Raw genomic sequence first — 4,293 nt, forward strand, 5'->3', positions numbered from 1 at the left:
ACCGAAACCCGCATGTCGGCGCTGCTGTCGGTGATGATCGCCGGCAACATCGCCATGCAGGTGCCGCTCGGCCTTTTGGCGGAAAGGCTTTCCGCGCGCCTGGTGCGGCTTGCCTGCGTCGCGATCACGGTGCTCGGCTGCGTCCTGCTTCCGCTTCTCATCGAGTCGCCGCTGATCTGGCCAATGATCTTTGTCTGGGGCGCGGTTTCCTACGGCATCTACACAATGTCGATCATCGAGCTCGGCGAACGCTTCACCGGCTCCGCACTGGTCGCCGGCAATGCGGCCTTTTCCTTGATGTGGGGGGTCGGCGGCATCGCCGTGCCGCCGCTGGCGGGGGGCGCCATGGATGTTATGGGCGCCGGCGGACTGCCGATCACGCTTGGGCTGCTGTGCCTGGCGCTGGCCATTGCGAGCCTCGCTGGTCGGCGGAAAGCCTCAATTGTGCGCTGAACATGGTGAATATCGACGGCCTGTCGGCGTTGGCTTTTTCAAAGCAACGCGTTTATCGGAGACCTCATGACCAAGCCTGCCACCCAGACGCCGAATTCCGCCCCCACGACCGACGATCCCTTTCTCTGGCTGGAGGACAGGACAGCCAAGCAGTCATTGGACTGGGTACATCGCCAGAACGAGATCACGGTTGGCGAATTGCAGGGCGATCCGTCCTATCAGGCGTCGTTCCAGACCGCGCTCGACCTGATGACGGCCGAGGACAACATCGCGGTCGGCGCGGCAAAAGCCGGCCATGTCTACAATTTCTGGCAGGACAAGACCAATGTGCTCGGCCTCTGGCGCCGCACGACCGTCGCTTCCTACAAGACCGAGAAGCCCGACTGGGAAACGATCATCGACTTCGACCAGCTTGCGGCGGAGGAAGGGATAAAATGGGTTTTTGGCGGCGCCAGCCGGCTCTATCCCGACTTCAACCTTTGCCTTGTCTCGATGTCGCCGGATGGCGGCGACGCCAGCGAGATGCGCGAATTCGACATCGCGACCAAGTCGTTTGTCGAGGGTGGGTTTCGTGCACCCGCTTCCAAGTCGGGTTTCAGCTGGCTGGATAAGGACACCGTGATTGTTTCGGCCGCTTTCGACGAGGCCGACAAGACCGAGTCCGGCTATCCGCGAATCATAAAGCTGTGGAAGCGCGATACCAAGCTGGAAGACGCAACGCCGATCTTCGAGGCGCAGAAAGAGGATCTCGCCGTTGGTGCCGCTGTCGAGTACGACGGTGACAGACGCTATCTGGTCCTGGCTCGAACGCTGAATTTCTTCGCTTCGCACATCTTCCTTCGGCTGCCTTCCGGCGAAAACAAACAGCTGCCGCTACCGGACGACATGACCGATACGGCAATATTCAGGGATCAGCTCGTGTTCGGCGTGCGCAGTGCATGGACGGCGCCCGACGACACGGTTTGCAAGCCCGACGGTCTTTATTCGCTGGACCTGGCGCGCTGGGTCGAGACCGGCGCGATCGGGCCTGTCGAAACCTTGTTCGAGCCGGCCTATCGCGTTTCCATAGCCGGCATTGCCCGCACGCGGGACCGGCTGTTCGTCAGCCTGATGGACAATGTGCGCGGCAAAGTCGTCGTCTGCGAGCGCATGGATGGCAACTGGTCGCTGAAACCGGTGGCGCTGCCCGAAAATGGCAATGTCGGCATCAGTCATGCCGAGCAGTTCGGCTCGAGTGTCTCCTTCTCCTTCACCGATTTCCTGACCCCGAGTTCGATCATCTGGTCCGACGACAATGGCGAGACGCTCGCCACCGTGAAGTCGCAGCCGGCGCGTTTCGATGCCTCGCCGCTGATCTCGGAACAGTTCGAGGCGCGCTCCAAGGACGGCACGATGATCCCCTATTTCGTCGTCAGGCGGCGCGACCAGAAAGGTCCGGTGCCGACGCTGCTTTACGGCTATGGCGGCTTCGAAGTGCCGCTGCTGCCCGGCTATGCCGGCGTGCGTGGTAAGCTGTGGCTGGAGAAAGGCAATGCCTATGTGCAGGCATGCATCCGCGGCGGCGGCGAGTTCGGCCCAGCCTGGCATCAGGCGGCGCTCAAGGGCAATCGCCAGAACGGATTCGACGATTTCGCAGCGGTCGCGCAGGACGTCGTCAAGCGCGGCATCGCGACAGCAAGCTCGCTCGGCATCCAGGGTGGTTCGAATGGCGGCTTGCTGACCGGCGTTTCCTTGACGCAGCATCCCGAGCTTTTCGGCGCCGTCATCATCGAGGTGCCGCTGCTCGACATGCTGCGTTACGCCGAATTGCCGCCTGGCGCCTCGTGGATGGCCGAATATGGCGATCCGTCGAAACCCGAAGACGCGAAGTGGCTTTCAGCCTACTCGCCCTACCAGCATGTCGACGCCGCTGCCGCCTATCCGCCTGTGCTGCTGACCACATCGACCGCTGACGATCGGGTCCATCCCGGCCATGCGCGCAAGATGGCCGCCCGCCTGCAGGAAGCCGGCCATGCGAGGACGCTGTTCTTCGAGGAGACCGAGGGCGGCCATGGCGGGCGTGGCGACCGCCGGCCGCAGGCGGCGCAGACGGCGATGAAATATGTCTTCCTGCAAAGGGCGCTGACAGCCAAGGCCTAGAGTCATTCAGTTATGGGCCAAGCAAAGGGTGGTTCTCCTCGAGCAGCCTTTGCTCTAAGGTGGCTTCCATGGCTCTCGTCAGGACGTTGATTGACGCATTTGAGGCTCGCGCATTGCGGGTCGCGGTGACGCCGTCACCGCGCACGCTGCGCGCCGAGCTTTTGCGGCTGTGTGCCCGCATCGGCTATTCGCCACCTCTCTGCCTCTGAAGCATTCGCCCCGGCTTGGCCGGATAGAATCCAGAGGGAAGATCAGACATGACCTATCAGAATTATTCGCTGAAGCAGCTTCAGCAGATCGACGCCGCGCATCATCTGCATCCGTTCACCGACCACAAGGAAATGCGCGGGGCCGGGTCGCGCATCATCACCCATGCCAACGGCCCTTTCATCTACGATTCCGAGGGGGCTGAAATCCTCGACGGCATGGCCGGGCTGTGGTGCGTCAACATCGGCTATGGCCGTGACGAGCTGGCCGAGGCCGCCTATGCCCAGATGAAGGAACTGCCTTACTACAACTCCTTCTTCAAATGCTCGACGCCGACGCCAGTGCTGCTGTCCAAGAAGCTGGCGGAGATCGCGCCGAAGCACGTCAACCAGGTATTCTACGGCTCTTCCGGGTCGGAAGCCAACGACACCGCGCTGCGCCTCGTGCGCCACTATTGGGTGCTGGAGGGCAAGCCGGAGAAGAACCGCATCATCTCGCGCAAGATGGCCTATCACGGCTCGACCGTTGCCGGCACCTCGCTCGGCGGCATGGATGGTATGCACAAGCAGCTCAACGGTGCGGTGCCCAACATCGTCCATGTGATGATGCCCTATGCCTATGAGCTGGCGCTGCCTGGCGAGAGCGATCATGATTTCGGTCTGCGCGCGGCCGGGGCTGTCGAGGAGGCGATCCTCGAAGCCGGCGCCGACAAGGTTGCCGCGTTTATCGGCGAGCCGATCATGGGAGCCGGCGGCGTGAAGATACCGCCGGCGAGCTATTGGCCGGAAGTGCAGCGCATCTGCCGTAAATACGATGTCCTGCTGATGCTGGACGAAGTCATCACCGGTTATGGTCGCACCGGCGAATGGTTTGCCGCACAGACACTCGGCATCGAGCCAGACACGATCACCACGGCCAAGGCGCTGACCTCGGGCTATCAGCCGCTGTCGGCATTGCTGGTTGGCGACCGCATCGCCTCGACGCTGGTCGAGAAGGGCGGCGAGTTCAACCATGGCTACACCTATTCCGGGCACCCGGTGGCCTGCGCCGTGGCGCTGAAGAACCTCGAGATCATCGAGCGCGAAGGGCTGGTCGACCGCGTCCGGAACGACACCGGCCCTTACTTCGCCAAGGCGTTGCAGGAGCGCATTGCCGGACATGATCTGGTCGGCGAGGTCCGTTCGATCGGACTGATGGGCGCGATCGAGATCGTCAAGGACAAGGCGACCAAGGAGCGGTTCCTGCCGGCTGGAAGTGCGGCGGTAACCGTGCGGGATCACGCCATCACGAATGGCATGATGCTGCGCGCCACCGGCGACACGATGATCCTGTCGCCGCCGCTGATCTGGACCCGCGATACGATCGATATGGCCTGCGACCGCATCTCGAAGGCGCTGGATCTGGCGCAAGCCGATCTTCGCAAGCGGTAGAACTCGACCCCTCGGCTGGGCGCTCTTCGGCGGGCGCGCCCAGCCGAGGGGTCGAGTTCTACCG

3 protein-coding genes and 1 pseudogene are annotated in these 4,293 nt (G+C 62.7%); all 4 read left to right on the forward strand.

The genetic code is table 11. From position 1 onward, the window contains the following. Positions 1-453: pseudogene (locus EN884_RS27580) on the forward strand (MFS transporter); the annotation flags it as partial. Between the two features lie 66 nt (positions 454-519). After that, positions 520-2,592 carry a prolyl oligopeptidase family protein gene (locus EN884_RS27585; RefSeq protein WP_063168190.1) on the forward strand — a complete coding sequence of 691 codons (2,073 nt, stop codon included), beginning with the start codon at positions 520-522 and terminating at the stop codon, positions 2,590-2,592. 68 nt (positions 2,593-2,660) lie between these two features. Further along, the gene (locus tag EN884_RS27590) at positions 2,661-2,801 is read left to right on the forward strand and encodes a capsid protein (protein WP_082826679.1); all 141 of its coding nucleotides are present in this window, start codon (positions 2,661-2,663) and stop codon (positions 2,799-2,801) included. Positions 2,802-2,849: 48 nt separating this feature from the next. After that, on the forward strand, positions 2,850-4,229 hold the full coding sequence (locus tag EN884_RS27595) for an aspartate aminotransferase family protein (RefSeq protein ID WP_013531202.1): 1,380 nt from the start codon (positions 2,850-2,852) through the stop codon (positions 4,227-4,229). The last annotated feature ends 64 nt before the right edge of the window (positions 4,230-4,293 follow it).

The sequence above is a fragment of the Mesorhizobium sp. M7A.F.Ca.AU.001.01.1.1 genome, assembly GCF_004022735.1.
Taxonomy (GTDB): domain Bacteria; phylum Pseudomonadota; class Alphaproteobacteria; order Rhizobiales; family Rhizobiaceae; genus Mesorhizobium; species Mesorhizobium ciceri.

Coding starts and splice junctions, on each gene's coding strand:
- EN884_RS27590 (WP_082826679.1), top strand. CDS start 2,661: ATGGCTCTCGTCAGGACGTTGATTGACGCATTTGAGGCTCGCGCATTG.
- EN884_RS27585 (WP_063168190.1), top strand. CDS start 520: ATGACCAAGCCTGCCACCCAGACGCCGAATTCCGCCCCCACGACCGAC.
- EN884_RS27595 (WP_013531202.1), top strand. CDS start 2,850: ATGACCTATCAGAATTATTCGCTGAAGCAGCTTCAGCAGATCGACGCC.